Annotated in this window: 17 protein-coding genes and 1 pseudogene; 13 read left to right on the top strand and 5 right to left on the bottom strand. The window is 40.9% G+C overall.

Annotated features, from left to right (window positions below):
• Positions 1–10 precede the first annotated feature (10 nt).
• The 6 genes from atpF to HT721_RS07130 all read left to right on the top strand — a co-directional run bounded on the left by atpF (position 11) and on the right by HT721_RS07130 (position 5,377).
• Positions 11–505: a F0F1 ATP synthase subunit B gene (gene atpF, locus HT721_RS07155; RefSeq protein WP_112444247.1), complete on the top strand. Its 495-nt coding sequence runs from the start codon at positions 11–13 to the stop codon at positions 503–505.
• Positions 505–1,041, top strand: coding sequence for a F0F1 ATP synthase subunit delta (locus HT721_RS07150; protein WP_173229434.1), 537 nt, complete (start codon positions 505–507; stop codon positions 1,039–1,041). Before atpF ends, HT721_RS07150 begins: the two co-directional genes overlap by 1 nt.
• Before the next feature lie 14 nt (positions 1,042–1,055).
• Positions 1,056–2,561: a F0F1 ATP synthase subunit alpha gene (gene atpA, locus HT721_RS07145; RefSeq protein ID WP_173229432.1), complete on the top strand. Its 1,506-nt coding sequence runs from the start codon at positions 1,056–1,058 to the stop codon at positions 2,559–2,561.
• A gap of 15 nt (positions 2,562–2,576) precedes the next feature.
• Positions 2,577–3,455, top strand: a complete 879-nt coding sequence (locus HT721_RS07140; protein WP_000301223.1) for a F0F1 ATP synthase subunit gamma — start codon at positions 2,577–2,579, stop codon at positions 3,453–3,455.
• A gap of 85 nt (positions 3,456–3,540) precedes the next feature.
• Positions 3,541–4,947 carry a F0F1 ATP synthase subunit beta gene (gene atpD / locus HT721_RS07135; protein ID WP_000094360.1) on the top strand — a complete coding sequence of 469 codons (1,407 nt, stop codon included), beginning with the start codon at positions 3,541–3,543 and terminating at the stop codon, positions 4,945–4,947.
• Between the two features lie 10 nt (positions 4,948–4,957).
• Positions 4,958–5,377 carry a F0F1 ATP synthase subunit epsilon gene (locus HT721_RS07130; protein WP_000068041.1) on the top strand — a complete coding sequence of 140 codons (420 nt, stop codon included), beginning with the start codon at positions 4,958–4,960 and terminating at the stop codon, positions 5,375–5,377.
• 47 nt (positions 5,378–5,424) lie between these two features.
• Here the strand turns inward: HT721_RS07130 and HT721_RS07125 are convergent, their stop codons facing one another.
• The gene (locus HT721_RS07125) at positions 5,425–6,438 is read right to left on the bottom strand and encodes a lactonase family protein (RefSeq protein WP_173229430.1); all 1,014 of its coding nucleotides are present in this window, start codon (positions 6,436–6,438) and stop codon (positions 5,425–5,427) included.
• Positions 6,439–6,635: 197 nt separating this feature from the next.
• On the opposite strand from HT721_RS07125, the gene HT721_RS07120 reads away from it, so the two are divergent.
• The 6 genes from HT721_RS07120 to HT721_RS07095 all read left to right on the top strand — a co-directional run bounded on the left by HT721_RS07120 (position 6,636) and on the right by HT721_RS07095 (position 13,496).
• Positions 6,636–8,612, top strand: a complete 1,977-nt coding sequence (locus tag HT721_RS07120) for a peptide ABC transporter substrate-binding protein (protein WP_173229428.1) — start codon at positions 6,636–6,638, stop codon at positions 8,610–8,612.
• A 223-nt stretch (positions 8,613–8,835) separates the two neighbouring features.
• Complete coding sequence (locus tag HT721_RS07115) at positions 8,836–10,002, top strand: AI-2E family transporter (RefSeq protein WP_173229426.1); 1,167 nt, start codon at positions 8,836–8,838, stop codon at positions 10,000–10,002.
• Entirely contained in the window at positions 9,992–11,221 is a 1,230-nt protein-coding gene (locus HT721_RS07110; protein ID WP_173229424.1) for a tetratricopeptide repeat protein, read from the top strand. The genes HT721_RS07115 and HT721_RS07110 overlap by 11 nt, the downstream gene beginning before the upstream one ends.
• Positions 11,222–11,366: 145 nt before the next feature.
• Positions 11,367–12,008, top strand: coding sequence for an amino acid ABC transporter permease (locus HT721_RS07105; protein ID WP_112444235.1), 642 nt, complete (start codon positions 11,367–11,369; stop codon positions 12,006–12,008).
• Between the two features lie 9 nt (positions 12,009–12,017).
• Entirely contained in the window at positions 12,018–12,647 is a 630-nt protein-coding gene (locus HT721_RS07100; RefSeq protein ID WP_173229422.1) for an amino acid ABC transporter ATP-binding protein, read from the top strand.
• A 9-nt stretch (positions 12,648–12,656) separates the two neighbouring features.
• Positions 12,657–13,496: an amino acid ABC transporter substrate-binding protein gene (locus HT721_RS07095; RefSeq protein WP_173229420.1), complete on the top strand. Its 840-nt coding sequence runs from the start codon at positions 12,657–12,659 to the stop codon at positions 13,494–13,496.
• A gap of 277 nt (positions 13,497–13,773) precedes the next feature.
• Here HT721_RS07095 and HT721_RS07090 read toward each other — a convergent pair whose 3' ends face one another.
• The 4 genes from HT721_RS07090 to HT721_RS07075 all read right to left on the bottom strand — a co-directional run bounded on the left by HT721_RS07090 (position 13,774) and on the right by HT721_RS07075 (position 18,344).
• Complete coding sequence (locus HT721_RS07090) at positions 13,774–14,121, bottom strand: PedC/BrcD family bacteriocin maturation disulfide isomerase (RefSeq protein WP_173229418.1); 348 nt, start codon at positions 14,119–14,121, stop codon at positions 13,774–13,776.
• A 111-nt stretch (positions 14,122–14,232) separates the two neighbouring features.
• Positions 14,233–15,951 (bottom strand): phospho-sugar mutase, encoded by a 1,719-nt coding sequence (locus tag HT721_RS07085; RefSeq protein WP_173229416.1) that lies wholly within the window; start codon positions 15,949–15,951, stop codon positions 14,233–14,235.
• Positions 15,952–16,246: 295 nt separating this feature from the next.
• On the bottom strand, positions 16,247–17,209 hold the full coding sequence (locus tag HT721_RS07080; RefSeq protein ID WP_173229414.1) for an Rpn family recombination-promoting nuclease/putative transposase: 963 nt from the start codon (positions 17,207–17,209) through the stop codon (positions 16,247–16,249).
• 211 nt (positions 17,210–17,420) lie between these two features.
• Positions 17,421–18,344, bottom strand: coding sequence for an Rpn family recombination-promoting nuclease/putative transposase (locus HT721_RS07075; RefSeq protein WP_173229412.1), 924 nt, complete (start codon positions 18,342–18,344; stop codon positions 17,421–17,423).
• A 462-nt stretch (positions 18,345–18,806) separates the two neighbouring features.
• Here HT721_RS07075 and HT721_RS11390 point away from each other — a divergent pair.
• Positions 18,807–18,911 (top strand): annotated as a pseudogene (locus HT721_RS11390) (YSIRK-type signal peptide-containing protein); the annotation flags it as partial.
• Between the last annotated feature and the right edge of the window lie 1,415 nt (positions 18,912–20,326).

Below are 20,326 nucleotides of genomic sequence, written 5' to 3'. Positions count from 1 at the left end.
GGAGTAACTGATGCACGTAACAGTAGGTGAATTGATTGGTAATTTTATTTTAATCACTGGCTCTTTTATTCTTTTGCTAGTCTTGATTAAAAAATTTGCATGGTCTAATATTACAGGCATTTTCGAAGAAAGAGCTGAAAAAATTGCTACTGATATTGACAGTGCTGAAGAAGCCCGTCAAAAAGCAGAAGTATTGGCTCAAAAACGCGAAGATGAATTGGCTGGTAGCCGTAAAGAAGCCAAGGCAATCATTGAGAATGCGAAAGCAACAGCTGAGAAAAGTAAGGCTAGTATTTTAGTAGATGCTAAACTAGAAGCAGGACGCTTAAAAGAAAAAGCAAACCAAGAAATTGCTCAAAACAAAGCTGAAGCTTTACAAAGCGTTAAGGGTGAGGTAGCAGATTTGACCATCAGCCTAGCTGGTAAAATCATCTCACAAAACCTTGACGGTCATGCCCATAAAGAACTCATTGATCAGTATATCGATCAGCTAGGAGAAGCTTAATGGACAAGAAAACAGTAAAGGTAATTGAAAAATACAGCATGCCTTTTGTCCAATTGGTACTTGAAAAAGGAGAAGAAGACCGTATCTTTTCAGACTTGACTCAAATCAAGCAAGTTGCTGAAGAAACAGGTCTGCCTTCTTTTTTAAAACAAGTGGCAGTAGACGAGTCGGATAAGGAAAAAATAATTGCTTTTTTCCAAGACTCTGTGTCACCTTTATTACAAAACTTTATCCAGGTTCTGGCCTACAATCACAGAGTAAATCTTTTTTATGATGTGCTTGTAGATTGCTTGGACCGACTTGAAAAAGAAACAAATCGATTTGAAGTGACGATTACTGCTGCTCATCCTTTAACTGATGAACAGAAGACTCGTTTGCTCCCTTTGATTGAGAAGAAAATGTCTCTTAAAGTAAGGAGTGTAAAAGAAGAAATCGATGAAAGTCTCATTGGTGGTTTTGTCATTTTTGCCAATCACAAGACAATTGATGTGAGTATTAAACAACAACTTAAAGTTGTTAAAGAAAATTTGAAATAGAAAGTGGTGTTCTTTTGGCAATTAACGCACAAGAAATCAGCGCTTTAATTAAGCAACAAATTGAAAATTTCAAACCCAATTTTGATGTGACTGAAACAGGTGTTGTAACCTATATCGGGGACGGTATCGCGCGTGCTCACGGCCTTGAAAATGCCATGAGTGGAGAGTTGTTGATCTTTGAAAACGGATCTTATGGTATGGCTCAAAACTTGGAGTCAACAGACGTTGGTATTATCATCCTAGGTGACTTTACAGATATCCGTGAAGGCGATACAATCCGCCGTACAGGGAAAATCATGGAAGTTCCAGTAGGTGAAAGTCTGATTGGTCGTGTTGTGGATCCACTTGGTCGTCCAGTTGACGGTCTTGGAGAAATCCACACTGATAAAACTCGTCCAGTAGAAGCACCAGCTCCTGGTGTTATGCAACGTAAGTCTGTATCAGAACCATTGCAAACTGGTTTGAAAGCTATTGACGCCCTTGTACCGATTGGTCGTGGTCAACGTGAGTTGATTATCGGTGACCGTCAGACAGGGAAAACAACCATTGCGATTGATACAATCTTGAACCAAAAAGATCAAGATATGATCTGTATCTATGTCGCAATTGGACAAAAAGAATCAACAGTTCGTACACAAGTAGAAACACTTCGTCAGTACGGTGCCTTGGACTACACAATCGTTGTGACAGCCTCTGCTTCACAACCATCTCCATTGCTTTTCCTAGCTCCTTATGCTGGGGTTGCCATGGCGGAAGAATTTATGTACCAAGGGAAGCATGTTTTGATCGTTTATGATGATCTTTCAAAACAAGCGGTAGCTTATCGTGAACTGTCTCTCTTGCTTCGTCGTCCTCCAGGTCGTGAAGCCTTCCCAGGGGATGTTTTCTACCTTCACAGCCGTTTGCTTGAGCGCTCAGCTAAAGTTTCTGATGAACTTGGTGGTGGATCTATTACAGCCCTACCATTTATCGAGACACAAGCAGGAGATATCTCTGCCTATATCGCAACCAACGTGATTTCAATCACTGATGGACAAATCTTCCTTGGTGATGGTCTCTTCAATGCGGGTATTCGTCCAGCCATCGATGCGGGTTCATCTGTATCACGTGTAGGTGGTTCTGCACAAATCAAAGCCATGAAGAAGGTTGCTGGTACACTTCGTATCGACCTTGCTTCATACCGTGAGTTGGAAGCCTTCACTAAGTTTGGTTCTGACTTGGATGCGGCAACACAGGCTAAATTGAACCGTGGACGTCGTACCGTTGAGGTCTTGAAACAACCTGTTCACAAACCATTACCTGTTGAGAAACAAGTAACCATTCTCTATGCTTTGACACATGGTTTCTTGGATACTGTTCCAGTAGATGATATTGTTCGTTTTGAGGAAGAGTTCCATGCCTTCTTTGATGCTCAACATCCAGAGATTTTAGAAACCATTCGTGATACAAAAGACTTGCCAGAAGAAGCAGTCTTGGATGCTGCGATTACAGAGTTTCTCAATCAAACCAGCTTCCAATAAGAATAGAGGTGTCAGATGGCAGTATCTCTAAATGATATTAAAACAAAAATCGCCTCAACAAAAAATACGAGTCAAATCACTAATGCCATGCAAATGGTATCGGCTGCTAAGCTTGGTCGCTCTGAAGAAGCAGCTCGCAACTTCCAAGTTTACGCTCAGAAGGTTCGCAAGCTCTTGACAGATATCCTTCATGGTAATGGAGCTGGTGGTTCAACTAATCCCATGTTGATTAGTCGTCCTGTGAAGAAGACAGGCTACATCGTCATCACTTCAGACCGCGGTTTGGTTGGAGGGTATAATTCTTCTATTCTGAAAGCCGTTATGGAGTTGAAAGAAGAATACCACCCAGACGGTACAGGTTTTGAAATGATCTGTATCGGTGGAATGGGAGCTGATTTCTTTAAGGCTCGTGGTATTCAACCACTTTATGAATTACGTGGCTTGGCGGATCAGCCTAGCTTTGATCAAGTTCGTAAGATTATTTCAAAAACTGTTGAAATGTACCAAAATGAACTCTTTGATGAGCTTTATGTTTGCTACAACCACCATGTCAATACGCTAACCAGTCAAATGCGTGTGGAACAAATGCTTCCGATTGTTGACTTGGATCCAAATGAAGCGGATGAAGAATATAGCTTGACCTTTGAATTGGAAACCAGCCGAGAAGAAATTTTGGAGCAATTGTTGCCACAGTTTGCAGAAAGTATGATTTACGGTGCCATTATCGATGCCAAGACAGCTGAGAATGCTGCTGGTATGACAGCCATGCAAACAGCGACTGATAATGCTAAGAAAGTCATCAATGATTTGACAATTCAGTATAACCGTGCCAGACAGGCGGCGATTACACAAGAAATTACAGAAATCGTAGCAGGAGCTAGTGCCTTAGAATAGGCTCTAGTCCAGCTCGTATGAAAATGAACTTAGGACCTAGTTGAGCTAGGAGCCGACAGTATCTTATATAGAATAGGAGAAGGAGATGAGTTCAGGTAAAATTGCTCAGGTTATCGGTCCCGTTGTAGACGTCTTGTTTGCAGCAGGGGAAAAACTTCCTGAGATTAACAATGCACTTGTCGTCTACAAAAATGACGAAAGAAAAACAAAAATCGTCCTTGAAGTAGCCTTGGAGTTGGGAGATGGTATGGTCCGTACTATCGCCATGGAATCAACAGATGGCTTGACTCGTGGAATGGAAGTATTGGACACAGGTCGTCCAATCTCTGTACCAGTAGGTAAAGAAACTTTGGGACGTGTCTTCAACGTTTTGGGAGATACCATTGACTTGGAAGCTCCTTTTACAGAAGACGCAGAGCGTCAGCCAATTCATAAAAAAGCTCCAACTTTTGATGAGTTGTCTACCTCTTCTGAAATCCTTGAAACAGGGATTAAGGTTATCGACCTTCTTGCCCCTTACCTTAAAGGTGGTAAGGTTGGACTTTTTGGTGGTGCCGGAGTTGGTAAAACCGTCTTAATCCAAGAATTGATTCACAACATTGCCCAAGAACACGGTGGTATTTCAGTATTTACTGGTGTTGGGGAACGTACTCGTGAGGGGAACGACCTTTACTGGGAAATGAAAGAATCAGGCGTTATCGAGAAAACAGCCATGGTATTTGGTCAGATGAATGAGCCGCCAGGAGCACGTATGCGTGTTGCCCTTACTGGTTTGACAATCGCTGAATACTTCCGTGATGTGGAAGGCCAAGACGTGCTTCTCTTTATCGATAATATCTTCCGTTTCACTCAGGCTGGTTCAGAAGTATCTGCCCTTTTGGGTCGTATGCCATCAGCCGTTGGTTACCAACCAACCCTTGCTACGGAAATGGGTCAATTGCAAGAGCGTATTACATCAACTAAGAAGGGTTCTGTAACCTCTATCCAAGCTATCTATGTGCCAGCGGATGACTATACTGACCCAGCGCCAGCAACAGCCTTCGCTCACTTGGATTCTACTACAAACTTGGAACGTAAGTTGGTACAATTGGGTATCTACCCAGCCGTTGACCCACTTGCTTCAAGCTCACGTGCCTTGGCACCTGAAATTGTTGGAGAAGAGCATTATGCAGTTGCTGCAGAAGTAAAACGTGTCCTTCAACGTTACCATGAATTGCAAGATATCATTGCTATCCTTGGTATGGATGAGCTTTCTGATGAAGAAAAGACCTTGGTTGCTCGTGCACGTCGTATCCAGTTCTTCTTGTCACAAAACTTCAACGTTGCGGAACAATTTACTGGTCAGCCAGGTTCTTATGTTCCAGTTGCTGAAACTGTACGTGGCTTTAAGGAAATCCTTGATGGTAAATACGACCACTTGCCAGAAGATGCCTTCCGTGGTGTAGGTTCTATCGAAGATGTGATTGCAAAAGCTGAAAAAATGGGATTTTAAGAGGTGATCTATGGCTCAGTTAACTGTCCAGATCGTGACACCAGATGGTCTCGTCTATGATCACCATGCCAGCTATGTATCGGTTCGAACTCTGGATGGTGAGATGGGGATCTTGCCACGACATGAAAATATGATTGCGGTTTTAGCAGTTGATGAAGTAAAGGTGAAACGTATTGATGACGAAGATCACGTGAACTGGATTGCAGTAAACGGCGGTGTTATTGAAATTGCCAATGATATGATCACAATCGTCGCTGACTCTGCAGAACGTGCTCGTGATATTGATATCAGTCGTGCAGAACGTGCCAAACTTCGTGCAGAACGTGCAATTGAAGAAGCACAAGACAAACACTTGATTGACCAAGAACGTCGTGCGAAGATTGCACTGCAACGTGCCATTAACCGTATTAATGTCGGAAATAGACTATAAGAAAAAAATGAACTTGAAAATTCCAAGTTCATTTTTTATATGTTTTATTAAGGAGCAAAACGGATGCAGACTGCTTCGGGAACATGGAAGTCGTTGGAGAGTTCTGCTAGACGACCATTGTCACAATTACGTTTAAAGACAGTTGCATTGTCAGATTCTTGGTGGACAGCAATGAGAAATTTTTGGTCGGGTGTCAAATCAAAATCTCGCGGAGTCTTACCATGTGTTGGAACGATTTCTAATAACTCTAAGCTACCATCCGCAAGGATGGTATATACTGCGATAGAATCATGGCCACGGTTAGAAGCGTAGAGATATTTACCATCTTTTGAGAGACGAATAGCAGCAGTTCCATTAAAGCCTTCGTAAGCTTCTGGTAAAGTTGAAATAACCTGCATACGTTCAAATTCGCCAACACCATCGTAGATTAAAACCTCGATAGTACTATTGAGTTCACAAATGAGATAAGCAATTTTATAATGGTTATGGAAAACGATATGACGAGAACCAGCTCCAGGAATACTATTGTAGGTATAGAGTTTAGACAGTTTCCCTTCTTGATCAAGGTCATAAGTGATGACTTGGTCAGTTCCCAAGTCGCAGGTCACTAGATAGTGGTCAGGTGTTAAATCTGTATAGTGGACATGGGGGGAAGCTTGATTTTCATGTGGACCTTGGCCACTGTGTTGATCTACATCACTAAGTAAAAGGCTCCCATCCTTCTGACGTTTATAAACAAGGACCTGTCCCTTGTGGTAGTTGGCTGCATAGACCAAATTACGCTTTTCATCGACAGCAACATAACAGTGGGGAGCTCCCTCCTCAACAACATGATTTAACAAAGTCCCGTCAGTTTGATAGGCTGCAATGCCCCCCTTGTCATCTTGACTACCAACGGTGTATAGGTGTTGGTGCTGGTCAAAGGCAAGGTAGGTTGGACTTGGCTCAGCTGCAAAAAGTTCTAGGTTTGAAAGCAGACCAGTTTCTGTATCAAAGTCAGCCTTGTAAATCCCTTGGGAAGTCCGACGTGTATAAGTTCCAAAATAAACAGTTTCTTTCATAACGTTACCTCTATATAAAGATAAGACTATTATATCACAAAAACAAGCCAATTAAAGACATCCAATTAGATGTAAGCACTTTAAAAAAATAATTGATTGGTTTTTTGAAAAATATAATAATATTGAGATTGTTTTCCTTACTTTTCTTCTTAAAAGTGCTATAATGAACTCATAAAATGTTTAAAGGAGTCCTTACTATGAAAAAACGAGTTTTTCTAGCAGCTGGTGTAGCTATACTCTCGGCGGCTATGCTAGCAGCGTGTTCAACAGGTGGTAAAGATGCTACTAAACCTGTTACCTATACCTATGTCTTCTCTACAGACCCTACGACTCTGGATTATACAGTTTCTGGAACTGCTAGCACCAAACAAATTACAGGTAATGTTATTGATGGTCTACTTGAAAATGACCAATATGGGAATCTGATTCCATCAGTTGCAGAAGATTGGACTGTTTCAAAGGATGGTTTGACCTATACCTATAAAATCCGTCAGGGTGTCAAATGGTATACCAATGAAGGCGAAGAATATGGTGAAGTCAAAGCTCAGGACTTTGTAACTGGTCTGAAGCACGCAGCTGATAAGAAATCACAGGCTCTTTATCTGGTTCAAGACTCAGTTCAAGGTTTGGACGATTATGTCAATGGGAAAACAACAGATTTCTCTACTGTTGGTGTAAAAGCAACAGATGATTATACGGTTGTTTACACTTTGAACCATCCAGAATCTTTCTGGAATTCCAAGACAACAATGGGCGTTCTTGCCCCAATTAGCGAGGACTTTTTGGCTTCTAAAGGAGAAGACTTTGGGAAGGCGACTGATGTAACAAGCATTCTTTATAATGGTGCTTACCTCCTCAAGGGATTGACATCTAAATCTTCCATTGAGATGACCAAAAATCAAAACTATTGGGATAAGCAAAATGTCTTTATTGATGATATTAAATTGTCTTTCTTTGATGGTCAAGACGCCGATTCTCTTGGACGTGGCTTTGATGAAGGACATTATCCAGCGGCGCCTCTCTTTAAAAATTCTGCCAACTATGAGCGTCTAAAAGAAAAGTACAAGGATAATATTGTGTATGGGCCACAAAGAGGCGGAACTTTCTATATCTCAACTAATATCGATCGTGTAGCTTATAACCATACTGCTAAAACAAGTGATGCGGAAAAATCATCCACTAAAAAGGCTTTGTTGAATAAAGATTTCCGTCAATCCTTGGCTTTCGCTGCAGATCGTACCGCTGCAGTATCTCAAGTATTTGGGGACGAAGTGGCACCTCGTAAATTACGTACAAGTTTTACCCCTCCAACATTTGTCCAAGTTGGAGAGCAGTCGTTTGGGCAAGTAGCTAAGGCAGAACTGGATAAGTTAGATGATGTATGGAAAGATGTCAGTCTTGATGATGCCCAGGATTCACTTCATAATGTAGACAAGGCTAAAGCTAAATTTGAAGTTGCTAAGAAAACACTTCAAGCCGATGGAGTACAGTTCCCCGTTCATTTAGACCTTCCAGTTTCCTCTACTCAGACAGATTTTATTCGTCAAGCCCAATCTTATAAACAATCCATTGAGGAAGCCTTAGGCTCTGAAAATATAGTGATTGACATTCAACAAGTTTCTGATGATGAATTGGGAAATATGACAGTATTTGCAACATCGACTAACAATACTGATTGGGATATCAATGTAAATAGTGGTTGGAGTCCTGATTATGCAGATCCATCAACCTATTTAGATGTATTTGATCCAACATCTGGCCCAACTCTTCTAGGAGCACTTGGTGTAGCACCAGGTACAGATAATCCGGCAATCAAAGCTGTTGGTTTAGATAAGTTTAAAGAGTTAATTACTGATGCTAGTGGTGAGAAAACAGATCTGCAAAAACGTTATTCTAAATATGCTAAAGCTCAAGCTTGGTTAACAGATAGTGCCTTAGTTATTCCTGTATACTCAGATGGTGCCCAAATGCTAATAACGAAGAAAGTTCCAGGTAGCGGTGCAGATGGTTGGGTAGGTGATAAGACAAGTGAACACAGCTACAAGTACCAAAAATTACAAGACAAGATTGTCACTTCTAAAGAAATGGATGACTTCCGTAAGAAATTTGCTGATGAAAAAGCCAAATCAAATGCTGATTATCAGAAGAACTTAGACCGTCATATTCAAGACTAATCGAATCTCCTCTTTTGAGGGGATTTTTTATGTCGCTGTCTCCATGTAATACTCAATGAAAATCAAAGAGCAAACTAGGAAGCTAGCCGCAGGCTGTACTTGAGTACGGCAAGGCGAAGCTGACGTGGTTTGAATTTGATTTTCGAAGAGTATAAGCACTTAAAAAAAGAGTTATTTTACTTCAAAAATGGTATAATGAGAGAACGATAGAAAGGAAGTATTTATGGAGCAAAAAGAGAAACATTTTAGCCTATCTTGGTTTTTTAAGTGGTTTTTAGATAACAAGGCCATTACGGTATTTTTGGTAACCTTATTATTGGGACTGAATCTTTTTATTTTAAGTAAGATTAGTTTTCTATTTTCACCTGTTTTAGACTTTTTAGCAGTTGTGATGTTGCCAGTCATTCTGTCTGGTTTACTATACTATTTACTGAATCCTATTGTTGATTGGATGGAGAAGCATAAGGTTAATCGTGTTATAGCTATCACTATTGTCTTTGTCATCATCGCTCTCTTTATCATTTGGGGCTTGGCAGTTGCCATTCCAAATCTGCAACGTCAAGTTTTAACATTTGCAAGAAATGTACCAATCTATCTTGAAGATGCTGATCGGGTTATTGATGATTTGGTCACCAAGCGTTTGCCAGATGATTTCAGACCCCAGTTAGAGCAAGTTTTGACAAACTTCTCTAGTCAGGCTACAGTTTGGGCAAGCAAGGTTTCATCTCAGGCAGTCAACTGGGTGAGTGCCTTTATTAGCGGAGCTTCTCAAGTGATTGTTGCCTTGATTATCGTTCCTTTCATGCTCTTTTATCTCTTGCGTGATGGGAAAGGCTTGCGTAACTATTTGACGCAATTCATGCCGACAAAATTGAAAGAACCTGTTGGACAGGTTTTGTCAGATGTGAATCAACAGTTGTCCAACTATGTTCGAGGGCAAGTGACAGTGGCTATTATTGTAGCAGTAATGTTTATGATCTTCTTCAAGATTATCGGTCTACGCTATGCGGTTACGCTGGGTGTTACTGCTGGTATTTTAAATCTGGTTCCTTATCTTGGTAGCTTCCTAGCCATGCTTCCTGCCCTAGTATTGGGCTTGATTGCTGGTCCAGTCATGCTTTTGAAAGTAGTGATTGTCTTTATCGTAGAACAAACTATTGAAGGTCGTTTTGTCTCTCCATTGATTTTGGGAAGTCAATTAAATATCCATCCCATTAATGTTCTCTTTGTTTTGTTAACTTCAGGATCTATGTTTGGTATCTGGGGAGTCTTACTTGGTATTCCGGTTTATGCCTCTGCTAAGGTTGTCATTTCAGCCATTTTCGAATGGTATAAGGTAGTCAGTGGTCTATATGAATTAGAGGGTGAGGAAGTCAAAAGTGAACAATAGTCAACAGATGTTACAGGCTTTGGAGGAGCAAGATTTAACTAAGGCTGAGCATTATTTCGCCAAAGCTTTAGAAAATGATTCAAGTGATCTTCTGTATGAGTTGGCAACTTATCTTGAAGGGATTGGTTTCTATCCTCAGGCCAAGGAAATTTACCTGAAAATCGTAGAGGATTTTCCAGAGGTTCATCTTAATCTAGCTGCAATTGCTAGCGAGGATGGTCAAATCGAGGAAGCCTTCGCTTACCTTGAGGAAATCCAAGCTGACAGTGACTGGTATGTTTCGGCTTTGACTCTAAAAGCAGACCTTTACCAGATGGAAGGTTTGACAGATGTGGCGCGTGAGAAGTTGCTAGAAGCATTGACTTATTCAGAGGATCCTCTCTTGATATTGGGCTTGGCAGAGTTGGATAGTGAGTTGGAAAATTACCAAGAGGCCATTCAAGGCTATGCCCAGTTAGATAATCGTACTATTTATGAGCAAACAGGCATTTCCACCTATCAACGAATTGGCTTTGCCTATGCCCAGTTAGGTAAATTTGAAACGGCCACAGAGTTTTTAGAAAAAGCTCTGGAGTTAGAATACGATGACCTAACAGCTTTTGAGCTGGCCAGTCTTTACTTTGATCAAGAAGAATACCAAAAAGCCGTCCTCTACTTTAAGCAGATCGATACTATTTCTCCTGACTTTGAAGGCTATGAGTATGGCTATAGTCAGGCCTTGCATAAGGAACACCAAGTTCAAGAAGCTCTGCGTATCGCTAAGCAAGGCTTAGAGAAAAATCCCTTTGAAACTCGCCTCTTGCTAGCTGCTTCACAATTCTCTTATGAATTACATGATGCCAGTGGTGCAGAAAACTACCTCCTTACTGCAAAAGAAGATGCTGAGGATACGGAAGAAATCTTACTCCGTATAGCAACTATTTATCTGGAGCAGGAGCGTTATGAGGATATTCTAAACTTACAGAGCGAGGAGCCAGAAAATCTCTTGACCAAGTGGATGATTGCTCGTTCTTATCAAGAAATGGACGATTTGGATACTGCCTATGAGCATTACCAAGAGTTAGTAGGAGATTTGAAGGACAATCCAGAGTTTCTGGAACACTATATCTATCTCTTGCGTGAATTAGGCTATTTTGAAGAAGCCAAAGTCCATGCTCACGCTTACTTAAAACTGGTTCCAGATGATGTGCAAATGCAAGAACTGTTTGAGAGATTGTAAGAATGTTTAAACATATAGAACTGTAGTTTATCTCTTTTGATAGCTACGGTTTTTATTTGTATATGATAGAATTTTTTTGCAAAAATGGTTGGTTATTTTGTTTATTCATGCTATAATAGGAACAATTACTTTTAGGAGGTGCAGTATGTCTTATTTATTTGAGATATTACCGAGTTTACTGAATGGTGCGAGCACGACTGTACAGGTCTTTGCACTGGTCTTGCTATTTTCGATTCCTTTGGGCGTTCTGATTGCCTTTGCCTTGCAAGTCCATTGGAAGCCCCTCCATTATCTGATTAACATTTACATCTGGGTTATGCGTGGTACCCCCTTGCTCTTGCAATTGATTTTTATTTATTATGTGCTCCCAAGTATTGGGATTCGTTTAGATCGCCTTCCTGCTGCTATTATTGCCTTTGTTCTCAACTATGCAGCTTACTTTGCAGAAATTTTCCGTGGAGGAATTGACACTATTCCAAGAGGACAGTATGAGGCTGCCAAGGTCTTGAAGTTTAGTCCCTTTGACACAGTGCGCTATATTATCTTGCCCCAAGTGATCAAGATCGTGCTTCCTAGTGTCTTTAACGAAGTTATGAGTTTGGTCAAGGATACTTCTCTGGTCTATGCTCTCGGAATTTCTGATCTTATCTTGGCTAGTCGAACAGCTGCCAATCGTGATGCTAGTCTGGTTCCTATGTTCTTGGCAGGAGCCATTTACTTGATTTTGATTGGGATTGTGACAATTATTTCCAAAAAAGTTGAGAAGAAGTATAGTTATTATAGATAGGAGGCTGCCATGTTAGAATTACGAAATATCAATAAGAAATTTGGAGACAAACAAATCCTGTCTAATTTCAGTCTAAGTATTCCTGAAAAGCAAATCCTGGCTATCGTTGGGCCTTCCGGTGGAGGTAAGACAACTCTCTTACGTATGCTTGCGGGTCTTGAAACCATTGATTCTGGGCAAATCTTTTATAATGGACAACCTTTAGAGCTGGATGAATTGCAGAAGCGAAACCTACTGGGATTTGTATTCCAAGATTTTCAACTGTTCCCTCATTTATCAGTTCTGGACAATTTGACTTTATCGCCTGTGAAGACCATGGGAATGAAGCAGGAGGAGGCTGAGAAGAAGGCGCGTGGTCTTTTGGAACAATTAGGACTAGAAGGACACGCAGATGCCTATCCTTTCTCACTATCTGGTGGGCAAAAGCAACGGGTGGCCTTGGCGCGTGCTATGATGATTGACCCAGAAATCATTGGCTACGATGAACCAACTTCTGCCCTGGATCCAGAATTACGTTTGGAAGTGGAGAAGCTAATCTTGCAAAATAGGGAACTTGGGATGACCCAGATTGTGGTAACACATGATTTGCAGTTCGCGGAAAATATTGCAGATCAGATTCTCAAGGTTGAGCCCAAGTAGGAGGTGCCAATGACTAATAAGAAAATTGCTTTAGTGTTGGTTTCGCTCCTGACTCTCTTTTTAACGGCTTGTACTCAGAAGGCTAGCGATCCAAAGCAGGATAACTGGGATAAGTATCAAGAGCAGGGGAGTATAACCATTGGTTTTGATAATACCTTTGTACCCATGGGTTTTGAAGAAAAGAATGGCCAATATACAGGCTTTGATATTGACTTAGCGCAAGCTGTCTCTGAAAAATTAGGTTTTAAGGTTCAATTTCAGCCAATCGACTGGGATATGAAGGAGACGGAACTGCAAAATGGAACTATAGATGCCATCTGGAATGGCTATTCTGCCACTGATGAACGCCGAGAGAAGGTTGCCTTTAGCATTCCATATATGGAAAATCAGCAAGTTCTGGTTGCGAAGAAAAGCCAGCAAATTCGTTCAGTAGAGGATATGAAGGATAAGACCTTGGGAGCCCAAGCCGGTTCCTCTGGTTATTTGGATTTTGAAGCCCAGCCAGATTTACTGAAAAATCGTGTCAAAGATCAGAAGGCCAATCAATACCAGAGTTTTAATGAGGCCTTGATTGATTTGAAAAATGACCGGATTGATGCTCTGTTAATTGACCGAGTGTATGCCAATTATTATCTTCAGTCTGAAGGGATATTAAATGATTATAATGTTTTTTCAGCAGGATTTGAAAGTGAATCTTTTGCGGTCGGAGTTAGACCAGCAGACAAGAGATTGCTGCAAGCTTTAAATCAAGCCTTTATTGCACTACATCAAGAAGGCAAGTTCCAAGAAATCAGCCAAAAATGGTTTGGAGAAGATGTAGCAACCAAAGAAGTAAATGAAGGACAGTAAGATAAAATAGTGGCTGAGACTGCGTTTTGATTAGCAAAACGTAGTTTTTTTGTAGTCTAGGAAAACGATAATAGCGATTGAATCTGCATAATTGAATATGGAATAGCCCACTGTGATTTCTAAACCATTGTTAAAAATTGATTTGACTTACAAAATTAAAATGTTCTGTAATGAAATGCTGATGCAACTGTTTTAGGAACAATAAAACGCATAATATCAAGGTTTTTGCACCTTACATTATGCGTTTTTGTGATTTTAAGACTTGTTAGCTGATTTTTTACAATCCAGCAAAGTCCTTGATTTCTTGTGCTGACATTGAAGAGTCGCAACGGACGTTGATTTGTCCATCTGCAACGTGAACAAAGCCTGGTACAGTTGGAATTCCGTAGCGTGAGCGGAATGCTTGCAACTCATTGAGTTGGCTTGCTTCTTCACTATTGATGAAGTAGATGTGAGCTTTGGTTTCAGCTACGACATCTGCCAAAGTACCTGCAAATTTACGGCAGTAAGGGCAAGTTTTACGACCGATAAAGAAAGTGGCAGTTTCTTTTTTATCAAGAGCTTCTTGCGCACGCGCAACTGTAGTGACTTCAAGGTCTTTGATGTTATCTAAAAATTGTTCCATGAGATTACCTCGCTTTCATTGATAAGTCTAGTATGCCATAAAGTTTCTAAAATTGCTTAGATTTGATACGAAAAAAAGATGAGATTGGTTGGTCTCATCTTTTATAGGATTTTATTTTACAAAAGCATTGATTTCTGCTTCGATATTAGCAATCTTAGCTTGTGATTCTTCGTTGGTTTCCCCTACAACTGCAATGTAGAACTTGATTTTTGGTTCTGTCCCTGAAGGGCGAACGGCAATCCATGAACCGTCAGCAAGTGTGTATTTCAACACATCACTTGGAGGAGTTGTCAAGTTTGTAACAGTTCCGTCAGCAGCAGTAGCAGTTTGTGCCTTGAAGTCTTCTACGACAGTGATAGCTGTTGCATTCCATTCTTTTGGAGCATTGTTACGGAATTTAGCCATAATCGCTTTGATTTGTTCAGCACCATCAACACCTGAAAGGGTAACAGAGATTGTCTTTTCTGCGTAGTAGCCATACTCTTTGTAGATTTCTTCGATACCGTCAGCAAGTGTCAAACCACGAGAACGGTAGTAGGCAGCAAGTTCAGCAACGACAAGAACGGCTTGGATAGCATCTTTATCACGTACGAATGGTTTAATCAAATAACCGAAGCTTTCTTCAAATCCCATCATGTAAGTGTGGTTGTGTTTTTCTTCGAATTCTTGGATTTTTTCAGCGATGAATTTGAAACCAGTCAGAACGTTGAACATGGTTGCGCCGTAGCTTTCAGCAATCTTCGTTACCAAGTCAGTTGATACGATCGATTTGCAAAGGGCTGCATTTTCAGGAAGAGTTCCAGCGTTTTTGTGGGCTTCCAAGATGTATTTTGCCATGATAGCACCGATTTGGTTACCTGAAAGGTTGAGGTAGCTACCATCTTTTTGAAGAACTTCAACACCAACACGGTCAGCATCAGGGTCAGTTGCCACAAGAACATCTGCACCAACTTGACGACCAAGTTCTTCAGCAAGTGCAAAGGCTGCTTGGCTTTCTGGGTTTGGAGATGTTACAGTTGAGAAGTCTGGGTCAGCAGTTGCTTGCGCTTCAACGACTTGAACAGAGTCAAATCCTGCTTGGGCAAGAGCACGACGAGCCAACATTTCACCAGTACCATGAAGTGGTGTGTAGACAATCTTCATGTCTTTACCGAATTCTTCAATCAAGGCTGGGTTGATGTTAACGTCCTTCACTTCTTTGAGGTATTCCACATCGACAGCTTCGCCGATAACTTCAATCAAGCCAGAAGCTTTTTCAGCTTCCACATCAGCAACTTCAACTGCAAATGGGTTTTCGATTGCACGGATATAAGTAGTCAAAGCGTCCGCATCGTGTGGAGGCATTTGTCCACCGTCTTCACCGTAAACCTTGTATCCGTTAAATGGAGCAGGGTTGTGGCTGGCTGTGACCATGATACCTGCGAAACAGTTGAGATGACGAACCGCAAATGATAGTTCTGGAGTTGGACGAAGGCTTTCAAATACGTAAGATTTGATACCGTGTTTAGCAAGAACTGCCGCAGATTCAAAGGCAAACTCAGGTGAGAAGTGACGGCTATCGTAGGCAATTGCGACACCGCGTTCTTTTTCGTTTCCACCTTTTGACTCAATCAAACGAGCCAAACCTTCAGTAGCTTGGCGAACAACGTAGATGTTGATGCGGTTTGTACCAGCACCAATCAAGCCACGCATCCCTGCAGTACCAAATTCAAGATTTGTATAGAAGGCATCTTCCTTAGTTTTTTCGTCCATATTTTCTAAATCTTGACGAAGGTAGTCGGGAAGCTCCGCAAAATCAACCCATTTCTGGTAATTTTCTTGGTAAGACATTCAAATTCTCCTTTATTTTTAAAACATTTAATCAGTTTGATTATATCATTTTTTTTAATTTTAGTAAAACCTTATCTGCTTCGAAAATCTCTTCAAACCAGGTCAGATTGAATTTGGGGTTTATATGATGTTGAGGCTAGGAAAAATTCAATCTCAGTAAAAAAGTAAGTCTTCTCATAATAAAACATTGATACCAAACGTTTTATTATGAGAAGACTTTTACCCAGCATCTTTAATCTGTGACTAGACGTTTAGTTCTAAGAATGCCATCTTGACTAGATGGTTTTCTTGACCGTTATTGGTGATAATCTTCCAGCAAGGCTTCAAACTCAGAGACAGTCATTCCCAATTGTTGGCTGGCTACCTCAGAAGTCAGAAGACCTTGACGGACTAAATTTAGTAGCATGGACAAACTTCCTTCAACTTTCCCTCGCTCCAGTCCCTGTTCAAGACCTTCTTCTCGCCCTTTTTCAATCCCCTCTGCACGACCACGCTCTAAACCTTTTTCCTCCGCTTGTTCCAAGGCATAGTCCTGTGCTAACAAGGCTTGTTCTTCGCGTCTGCGTTGTTCACTAAACATCTTCCTGTCCTCCTCGGACCAGCTCTTGTAGTCCAGCAGTTGGTCTGCTTGGCTGATGGCTCGCTCAGGTTGTTGGGTAAAGGGTTTATTCCCGAAAAACTCCAACCAGGGTTTGCGAATCCTATCCTTGCTGGTTTCTCTATATTTTTTTAATTCCAAGAATGCCATCTTAACCAGATGGTTTTCTTGTCCGTTATTGGTAATGGTTAAAACCTCACCTGTCGTGTCCTCGCGCATGCTAAAACTATGAAAAGCTAAGTCATCTGAGAAGTAGTTGCTATCTACAATAGCGATAGCGTAAACAGGTGCGATATGCTTGTAGCTCTGGTGAGTATCACCTTCACGCTGGCGAATTTTTTCTAGGTTCTGATTGACCTGACTACATAGATAAGCCCACAAACGATTAATGAAAAAATTCTGATGATGAACTTGAATCTCAATAATAACTTGCGTACCATTGTCCAACTCAGCCAAAACATCTATACTTGTATAGAAGTCTTGGGCCGAGTAAGGTGTAGTGGGCAAGACATGAATGTTACTTCCCTCCAAAATGGTCACATTTTTGGCTGGCAAGTCCAGCATATCGCGAATAAATTGACAAGTGATTTCTGGATTGCTAAAAATCTTCTTAGCAACCAAATCATTGGTTGGGCTAATGCCCGGATGTCTGAGAATCATCCTTTTCCTCCTTTTATTATACCACAGTTTTAAATATAAGTTTACTAGATTCTATGGCTCTATCTATTTATTCGGAAAAGAAAGGGAAAAGTTCAAATTTTCTTGAAAATAACAATACATTAAGTAAAAAAAGATAGCCAAACTCTTTACATCAAGAAATTTAGCTATCTTTTTTAGTTTGTTTTAAGATTGCATAAGGTTGACAGATTTCTCACTCATGTTTTTCCAACAATGCCTCAAACTCAGCCACAGTCATTCCCAATTGTTGGCTGGCAACCTCAGGTGTTAAAAGATGCTGGCGAACCATATCCAGGAAGGCAAAGAGTTTTCCACGTTCAAGTCCTTGTTCAATACCTTCTGCACGACCACGTTCTAATCCTTTTTCCTCCGCTTGTTCCAAGGCATAGTCCTGCGCTAACAAGGCTTGTTCTTCGCGCATACGTAGTTGACTAAACATTTTCCTGTCCTCCTCGGACCAGCTCTTGTAGTCCAGCAGTTGGTCTGCTTGGCTGATGGCTCGCTCGGGTTCTTGGGTAAAGGGCTTGTTTCCGAAAAACTCCAACCAGGGCTTGCGAACCTCGTCTTTGCTGGTTTCTCTGTATTTCTTTAATTCTAAGAATGCCATCTTGACTAGATGGTTTTCTTGTCCATTGTTTGTGATGGTTAAGACTTCACCCGTCGTGTCTTCGCGCATGCTGAAACTGTGGAAAGCCAAGTCATCTGAGAAGTAGTTGCTGTCCACAATTGCAATGGCATAAACGGGGGCGATGTGCTTGTAACTCTGGTGAGTGTCACCTTCTCGCTGACGAATTTTTTCTAGGTTTTGATTGACCTGACTGCACAGGTAAGCCCACAGGCGATTGATGAAAAAATTCTGATGATGCACTTGAATCTCAATGATAACTTGAGTGCCATTGTCCAACTCTGCCAAGACGTCAATACTGGTATAAAAATCCTGTGCCGAGTACGGCAGGGAAGGCAAGACGTGAATATTGCTTCCCTCCAAAATGGTTACATTTTTGGCTGGCAAGTCCAGCATATCGCGAATAAATTGACAAGTGATTTCTGGATTACTAAAGATTTTCTTAGCAACCAAGTCATTAGTTGGGCTGATGCCCGGATGTCTTAAAATCATCCTTTTTCTCCTTCTATTATAGCACATTTTTTAATCTAATTTACTAGATTCGATGCTTCTATCTATTTATTCGGAAAAAGTAGAATTCGGAAAAAGTAGAAAAAGAGTAGAAAAAATGTCAAATTGGCTCATTTTTAAAGAAATAAGTGTAAAAGTTAATGGAAATCCAAAAGCAAGCTGGAAAGGTCTCAAAGCGCAATGCTGAGCTTGCTGATAGGAGGAAGTAAGTCCATAAGATGCACACGACAAGGCAAGGATGATGAGGCTTCATCTTTTGTGTCGACTTACTGATGAGGGACTCCTAACCTAGCTTTGGTCTCAGTAAAAAGAGTCGTCTATCTCCTGGTCTTCCATTCAAAAAATTTGAAGTTTCAAGCCGACTGGTGTATAATATATTCATGAATTGTATTCTATTATATAGGAAGTAATAGGGTACGATATATATATATATGGAGTGTAAGAATGAATCATACAGAAAAACAATTAAAATATAGTATTCGGAAAGTGAGTGTCGGTGCGGCTAGTGTTGTCATTGGGGCGCTCTATCTTTTGATGGGAGCTGGGATTGCTCATGCGGAGGGCGTGGAGTCTGCTAGAGAAACTGAGAGGACAGCAAACCCGACAGATCCAGAACAGTCTGGAAATGCCTCTCCGGTAAATGGGACGGTTTATGAAGCGAGTCCGGCACGCAGTATAGAGATGTCTTCTGGGAAGACAAATGAAGAAGCGACAGATATTATCGGGGATACTAGTCTAGTCTCTGGTAAAGAACATACTCCTTCTGGTGAGAGTAATGATAGCGGAGTTTCTTTACCTGCTACTAAAGAGATTTCCTCTAATAACGAAACAGAGAAAAAAGAAACAGAGTCTAGCCGGGATAAAACCGAAGATGCGGATAAACCTAAAACTCGGCGCAAACGTTCTCTTGTTTCAACGGATATAAAATATCAACCGAAAGTTGACGGAGAAAAACTAGGAGAAGCAAAACAAATCCAAGTTGTTGGAGAACACCAAGTAGGCGATAGCATTTCTTATGTTCCTGAAGAGATTAAGAGTGGTATCAAGACCTATGTTCCAGTGTTAACAGGTCCCAAATCAATTACCCTTACAGATCAGCCCCAGACTGTTGATGTAGATTATGTGGATAAGGCTGTTGCTGACGCTATCAACAAACGAAAAGGAGCAGTCTTTTCAAAAAATCATGACTGGGTAAGAAAAGATGATACAAGTCATGATGGAGATGAAAATGCTCACTTGACATTTGAGCTTAAAGATGGTGCAACTATCGAAGAAATGTTTAAAGCCATCGAAAATCTACCAGATGATTTCCAAAATAATGAGCGTTCTTATCTAAGAAACATGGATACACTGGGAGATGCTGTAGGTTTACAACCAGGAGAGATTAAGGAATTAACGGAATTTGGTGGTTGGAAAGCTATTGATGGCGGGAAGTTTGTCATTGGTAAACGAAATAAAGATGGCTATTTCACAGGTTGGCGTCGTAAAGAAGATGGTACGATTGAGCAAGGTGGTATGCTTGGTGGAGATGGTCTAGATAATGTCTATGTTCATGAACAAGCCTTAGATCGTCGTTTCAAGTATATGCTTATGCTTGCTAAAGGACGTACTCGTGCCAATCGTACTGAAGAAGTTTCAGATGGAAAAGATTATGATCCTCGTGCCGCAAATGAACGCTACTCAGGTGACTTAAAGGCATTAGATAAACTTCCACCTGTAGAGAAAGATAAGTATACTAAGTACTCTCCTAATGTGAAGGGATTTAATGGGATTGAAAAGAAATTTACTGCTTTTTCTACTAAGTATGGAAGTCGTGTTAAGGTAGAGTTTGTAACAGGTTACATTTCGGATATAAACGGTTCTAAAGGGACTTATCGAGTAGTGGTTAAGGCTCAGAAAAGTGATGGTACAGAAGAAACAGTCTACGATCAAACGGTTCATCGTATAGATACAGTCGTTCAAAA

The sequence above is a fragment of the Streptococcus sp. 4094 genome (assembly GCF_013277125.1).
Classification (GTDB): Bacteria; Bacillota; Bacilli; order Lactobacillales; family Streptococcaceae; genus Streptococcus.
This window is presented reverse-complemented; position numbering and strand designations above follow the sequence as displayed.

Bases quoted from the DNA above. Each gene is read 5' to 3' on its own strand.
- atpF (WP_112444247.1), top strand. From the start codon at position 11: ATGCACGTAACAGTAGGTGAATTGATTGGTAATTTTATTTTAATCACT.
- HT721_RS07150 (WP_173229434.1), top strand. From the start codon at position 505: ATGGACAAGAAAACAGTAAAGGTAATTGAAAAATACAGCATGCCTTTT.
- HT721_RS07140 (WP_000301223.1), top strand. From the start codon at position 2,577: ATGGCAGTATCTCTAAATGATATTAAAACAAAAATCGCCTCAACAAAA.
- atpD (WP_000094360.1), top strand. From the start codon at position 3,541: ATGAGTTCAGGTAAAATTGCTCAGGTTATCGGTCCCGTTGTAGACGTC.
- HT721_RS07130 (WP_000068041.1), top strand. From the start codon at position 4,958: ATGGCTCAGTTAACTGTCCAGATCGTGACACCAGATGGTCTCGTCTAT.
- HT721_RS07125 (WP_173229430.1), bottom strand. From the start codon at position 6,438: ATGAAAGAAACTGTTTATTTTGGAACTTATACACGTCGGACTTCCCAA.
- HT721_RS07120 (WP_173229428.1), top strand. From the start codon at position 6,636: ATGAAAAAACGAGTTTTTCTAGCAGCTGGTGTAGCTATACTCTCGGCG.
- HT721_RS07115 (WP_173229426.1), top strand. From the start codon at position 8,836: ATGGAGCAAAAAGAGAAACATTTTAGCCTATCTTGGTTTTTTAAGTGG.
- HT721_RS07105 (WP_112444235.1), top strand. From the start codon at position 11,367: ATGTCTTATTTATTTGAGATATTACCGAGTTTACTGAATGGTGCGAGC.
- HT721_RS07100 (WP_173229422.1), top strand. From the start codon at position 12,018: ATGTTAGAATTACGAAATATCAATAAGAAATTTGGAGACAAACAAATC.
- HT721_RS07095 (WP_173229420.1), top strand. From the start codon at position 12,657: ATGACTAATAAGAAAATTGCTTTAGTGTTGGTTTCGCTCCTGACTCTC.
- HT721_RS07090 (WP_173229418.1), bottom strand. From the start codon at position 14,121: ATGGAACAATTTTTAGATAACATCAAAGACCTTGAAGTCACTACAGTT.
- HT721_RS07085 (WP_173229416.1), bottom strand. From the start codon at position 15,951: ATGTCTTACCAAGAAAATTACCAGAAATGGGTTGATTTTGCGGAGCTT.
- HT721_RS07080 (WP_173229414.1), bottom strand. From the start codon at position 17,209: ATGATTCTCAGACATCCGGGCATTAGCCCAACCAATGATTTGGTTGCT.
- HT721_RS07075 (WP_173229412.1), bottom strand. From the start codon at position 18,344: ATGATTTTAAGACATCCGGGCATCAGCCCAACTAATGACTTGGTTGCT.